This is a genomic window from Zobellella denitrificans (assembly GCF_002237365.1).
Lineage (GTDB): Bacteria > Pseudomonadota > Gammaproteobacteria > Enterobacterales > Aeromonadaceae > Oceanimonas > Oceanimonas denitrificans.
Genome location: NZ_NMUO01000150.1, coordinates 1 through 4854, shown reverse-complemented (window position 1 = coordinate 4854; position 4854 = coordinate 1). Strand labels below are relative to the sequence as shown.

Sequence of the window (4854 nt, the reverse complement as noted above, 5' to 3'; positions counted from 1 at the left end):
TTTTGGACTCGATCTGAGCTCCCCCCAGAACTCTACCCCCTCTTGTTGCGCCGGCGGGCCAGGATGTGTAAAAGAAACACCTCTCGGGGGGGGCTGCCCCCGCCGGCGGGGGTGACGCAAGCGCGGCCCGCGCGCTCCCCCGTACAACAGGGGGCGGGACGTGACCGGGCGGTGCTGGAGCGGCTGGCGACCCGCCATACCCTGGCCCCGGCCTGGATCTACCCGCGCACCATCAATGGGCAGCCCTGGTTTGTGCTGGTGTTCGGCGATTTCGAGACCCCCGAACAGGCGCGCCGGGCCATCGGCAGCCTGCCGGCCGAGCTGCGGGCGGCCAAACCCTGGCCCAAGCCCTTCGGGCAGGTGCAAAAAGAAGCCAACCCATAGTCATGACTTCGGCTTGCGGTTACAATGCGCGCCCTCTGAGCGGTGCGGCAACGATGACGACTATGACAAAAACTCGGGCATTCCTGAAGTGGGCCGGCGGCAAGTACGGGCTGGTGGAGGACATCAACCGCCGCCTGCCGGAAGGCCGGGTGCTGGTGGAGCCCTTCGTCGGCGCCGGCTCGGTATTTCTGAATTCCGATTACGACGCCTACCTGCTGGCCGACATCAACGCGGATCTGATCAACCTCTACCAGTTGCTCAAGACCCGGCCCGACGCCTTTATCCGTGATGCGGCCCGGCTGTTCATCGCCGCCAACAATGAACGTGGCGCTTATTACGGTTTTCGGGACGAGTTCAACCTGGAGCAGGACGGCTACCGGCGGGCCCTTTTGTTCCTCTACCTGAACCGGCACGGCTACAACGGCCTGTGCCGCTACAACCAGAAGGGCGGTTTCAACGTGCCCTTCGGCGCCTACAAGAAACCCTATTTCCCCGAGCGGGAGCTGTGGTTCTTCGCCGAGAAGGCGCAGAAGGCCACCTTCGTGTGCCAGAGCTATGTGGAGGTGTTCGCCGCCGCTTGCGAAGAGCAGGTGTTCTACTGCGACCCGCCCTATGCGCCCCTGTCCACCACCGCCAGCTTCACCACCTACGCCGCCAACGGCTTCACCCTGGACGATCAGGCCATACTGGCCCGGCTGGCGCGGGAAACCGCCGCCCGGGGGGTGCCGGTATTGATCAGCAACCACGACATCCCCCTCACCCGGGAGCTGTACCGGGAGGCGGAGCTGGACGTGGTGGCGGTCAAACGCACCATCAGCCGCCACGGCCACAACCGCAAGAAGGTGGACGAACTGCTGGCGCTGTTTGTGCCCGGCACAAGCGAGGCGTGAGGGGAAAGGCGCCTTACGCCAGCACCAGCCGCACCACCAGCATCAGCAGCAGCACGAACAGCAGTATGGCCATCGCTCCCAGCCCGATATAGGGCCAGGGGCTGCCCCTGAACTGCAACTGCCGGTTCTTCTCCGACTGAACCCCGAACAAGGCGGCCGCCACCGCCTGCAGCCAGTGTTTCCAGTTCATAGTCCACCTTTTCCGTCAACTTCTGCCAAGCATAGACGCCTCGCTAGAGAATCACCGGGCGCTGGGGTAGAATTGGTGCGTTTTTTGCGCTTAAGGGAACCCCGATGAAAGACTACCTGATTGCCCCCTCCATACTGTCCGCCGATTTCGCCCGCCTGGGCGAGGATGTGACCCGGGTACTGGAGGCGGGAGCCGACGTGGTGCACTTCGACGTGATGGACAATCACTATGTGCCCAACCTGACCATAGGCCCCATGGTCTGCAAGGCCCTGCGCGACTACGGCATTCAGGCTCCCATCGACGTGCATCTGATGGTCAAGCCGGTGGACAGCCTGGTGCCCGAGTTCGCCAAGGCCGGGGCCTCCATCATCACCTTCCACCCGGAAGCCTCCGAACACATCGACCGCACCCTGGGCCTGATCCGGGATCACGGCTGCCAGGCCGGCCTGGTGTTCAACCCCTCCACCCCGCTCAGCCACCTGGACTATGTGATGGACAAGGTGGACGTGATCCTGCTGATGTCGGTCAACCCCGGTTTCGGCGGCCAGTCCTTCATCGCCTCCACCCTCGACAAACTGCGCCAGGCCCGCCGTCGCATCGACGAAAGCGGCCGCCCTATCCGCCTGGAGATCGACGGCGGCGTCAAGGTCGACAATATCCGCGATATCGCCGAGGCCGGTGCCGACATGTTCGTGGCCGGCTCCGCCATCTTCAGCCAGCCCGACTACAAGGCGGTGATCGAGCAGATGCGCGGCGAACTGGCCAAGGCCCATGGGTAACTTCGACCTGGTCCAGTTCGATCTGGACGGCACCCTGATCGACAGCGTGCCCCAGCTGGCGCAGGCGGTGAACCGCATGCTGGTACAGCTGGGCTTCGGGGAGGCCGGCGAGCAGGCGGTGCGCCACTGGGTGGGCAACGGCGCCGACATGCTGGTGCGCCGGGCGCTGACGGCGGCCCTCGGCACCGAACCCGGTGATGAGTTGCGCCAGGCGGCACGCGCCGCCTTCGATGCGGCCTACGACCAGGTGGCCGACCAGGGGCTGGTGTTCTACCCCGGGGTGCTCGATACCCTGGCGGCCCTGCGCCGGGCGGGCAAGCGGCTGGCCATCGTCACCAACAAGCCCTACCGCTTCGTGCCCGCCATCCTGGCGGCGGCCGGCCTGAGCGAGCAGTTCGAACTGGTGCTGGGCGGCGACAGCCTGCCCGAGAAGAAGCCGAGCCCGGCGCCGCTGCTGCACGTCTGCCGCAGCCTGGACATGGATCCGGCCCGCACCCTGATGGTGGGCGACTCCGAGAATGACGTGCTGGCGGCCAGGGCGGCCGGCATGGCGGTGGTGGGCCTGACCTACGGTTACAACTACGGTCGGGATATCGCGGACAGCGGCCCCGACTGGGTGCTGAGTGACTTTGCCGCCCTCGCTGATATACTGCTAACCGATTGACAGAGAACAGACAACCATGGCTAAACCGATAGTACTCAGCGGCGCCCAGCCCTCGGGCCAGCTGACCATAGGCAACTACATGGGCGCCCTGCGCCAGTGGGTGAAGATGCAGCAGGACTACGACTGCCTGTACTGCATCGTGGACATGCACGCCATCACCGTCCGCCAGGATCCCAAGGCCCTGCGTTCCGCCTGCCTGGACGCGGCCGCCCTCTACCTGGCCATCGGCCTCACGCCTGAGCAGAGCACCATCTTCATCCAGTCCCACGTGCCGGAGCACGCCGAGCTGGCCTGGGTGCTCAACTGCTACACCCAGTTCGGCGAGCTGTCGCGCATGACCCAGTTCAAGGACAAGTCCAGCCGCTACGCCGAAAACATCAACGCCGGCCTGTTCACCTATCCGGTGCTGATGGCGGCCGACATCCTGCTGTACCGGGCCAACCAGGTGCCGGTGGGCCACGATCAGAAGCAGCACCTGGAGCTGACCCGGGACATCGCCTACCGCTTCAACCAGCTCTACGGCGAGGTGTTCACCGTGCCCGAGCCCTTCATTCCCGAAGAGGGCGCGCGCATCATGAGCCTGCAGGAGCCGACCAAGAAGATGTCCAAGTCGGACGACAACGCCAACAACTTCATCGGCCTGCTGGAAGATCCCAAGAGCATCGCCAAGAAGCTCAAGCGCGCCGTCACCGACTCCGAGGATCCGCCCGTGGTGCGCTTCGACCAGCAGCAAAAGCCCGGCGTGTCCAACCTGCTGACCCTGATGGCCGGCGCCAGCGGTAGCTCCATTCCCGAGCTGGAGCGGCATTTCGAAGGCAAGATGTACGGCCACCTCAAGACCGAGACCGCCGAGGCGGTGCTGGCCATGCTGGAGCCGATCCAGCGCCGTTTCCATGAGCTGCGGGAAGACGAGGTCGAGCTGCGCAAGGTGCTGACCCTGGGGGCGGACAAGGCCCGGGCCAAGGCTGTACAGACCCTGGAAAAGGTATATGATGTAATCGGCTTCGTGCCAAAGAGTCGTTGACTGATAAGGAGCCTTTCGGCTCCTTTTTCGATTTTGCCTGACTGGATTCAATCCCACCTATGACCGAGCAACAACCCCTTGATCGGGAACTGACCGACAAGCTGTACTGGCTGCGCAAGTTCCGCATGGCCAAGAACGAGAAGACCCTGGAGCTGATGGTGTCCAAGGCGGTGGACGATCATCACCAGCACGCCGCCGTGGTGGCCGCCATCTACCTGGCCGAATGCCAGCGCGAGCGGGAAATGGCCCAGGGGCGTTTTCTGCAGCAATGAGCACCGGCCCGGTGTGAGCGGTTACTCCGTATAATGCCCCCGTCACGAGCTGACGCAACGCCTTTCTTCCCGCTGTCGTTTTCATCCTTTCCGACCCATGATTAGGGTAGCTTCCTGTGCCCGGACGGCGGGCCATCGAGAGAGGAGGGGCGAAAATGAAAACCCTGTTCAGACGTGGCGCCCTGCTGCTGCCCCTGCTGGGGGTCTTTGCGCTGGGGGTGATGGTGCCCGAGGCCCAGGCCCGCTGGGACGACCGTCGCTATGAGCGGGATGCCAGGCACTGGCATCACCATCCCCACAAGCACCTGAAGCAGCGCCATCACTACTACCGATCCGCGCCGAAAAAGGTGAGGGTGGTGGAGCACCATTACTATCACCGGCCGCCGGCCTACTATGCCGTGCCCGGCCCCGGCACCCATATTTCGGTGAGCCTGCCGCTGGGGACCATCGTCTCCTCCCTGCCCGGTGGCTTCATCAGCTTCAGCTACAGCGACGGGCCCTACTACTACCATGGCGGCAACTACTACCGTCCTTACGATAGGGGCTACCGGGTAGTGGCGCCGCCGCCCGGCCACCGCTGGTAGCGGGCGAGGCGCCACTACCCGGTAGCCCCTATCGTAAGGACGGTAGTAGTTGCCGCCATGGTAGTAG

Annotated in this window: 8 protein-coding genes; 7 read left to right on the top strand and 1 reads right to left on the bottom strand. The window is 64.4% G+C overall.

Annotated elements, in window-relative coordinates; all coding sequences use genetic code 11:
• The first annotated feature begins 111 nt into the window (after positions 1-111).
• Together CGX12_RS18745 and CGX12_RS18740 are read left to right on the top strand one after the other, a co-directional pair.
• Positions 112-384, top strand: coding sequence for an SPOR domain-containing protein (locus tag CGX12_RS18745; protein ID WP_254918352.1), 273 nt, complete (start codon positions 112-114; stop codon positions 382-384).
• Positions 385-446: 62 nt separating this feature from the next.
• Positions 447-1274 carry a Dam family site-specific DNA-(adenine-N6)-methyltransferase gene (locus tag CGX12_RS18740; RefSeq protein WP_094041394.1) on the top strand — a complete coding sequence of 276 codons (828 nt, stop codon included), beginning with the start codon at positions 447-449 and terminating at the stop codon, positions 1272-1274.
• Positions 1275-1287: 13 nt separating this feature from the next.
• Here CGX12_RS18740 and CGX12_RS18735 read toward each other — a convergent pair whose 3' ends face one another.
• A complete protein-coding gene (locus tag CGX12_RS18735; RefSeq protein ID WP_094041393.1) occupies positions 1288-1464 on the bottom strand; it encodes a DUF2970 domain-containing protein in 177 nt (58 codons plus the stop codon).
• 104 nt (positions 1465-1568) lie between these two features.
• Here CGX12_RS18735 and rpe point away from each other — a divergent pair, with 104 nt between their 5' ends.
• From rpe to CGX12_RS18710, 5 genes are all read left to right on the top strand, one after another.
• Positions 1569-2243, top strand: coding sequence for a ribulose-phosphate 3-epimerase (gene rpe / locus CGX12_RS18730; RefSeq protein WP_094041392.1), 675 nt, complete (start codon positions 1569-1571; stop codon positions 2241-2243).
• A complete protein-coding gene (locus tag CGX12_RS18725; RefSeq protein ID WP_094041391.1) occupies positions 2236-2907 on the top strand; it encodes a phosphoglycolate phosphatase in 672 nt (223 codons plus the stop codon). Before rpe ends, CGX12_RS18725 begins: the two co-directional genes overlap by 8 nt.
• Positions 2908-2923: 16 nt before the next feature.
• Positions 2924-3931 (top strand): tryptophan--tRNA ligase, encoded by a 1008-nt coding sequence (gene trpS / locus CGX12_RS18720; protein ID WP_094041390.1) that lies wholly within the window; start codon positions 2924-2926, stop codon positions 3929-3931.
• 59 nt (positions 3932-3990) lie between these two features.
• Entirely contained in the window at positions 3991-4203 is a 213-nt protein-coding gene (locus CGX12_RS18715; protein WP_094041389.1) for a hypothetical protein, read from the top strand.
• A 155-nt stretch (positions 4204-4358) separates the two neighbouring features.
• Complete coding sequence (locus CGX12_RS18710) at positions 4359-4787, top strand: DUF6515 family protein (protein ID WP_094041388.1); 429 nt, start codon at positions 4359-4361, stop codon at positions 4785-4787.
• Positions 4788-4854 lie beyond the last annotated feature (67 nt).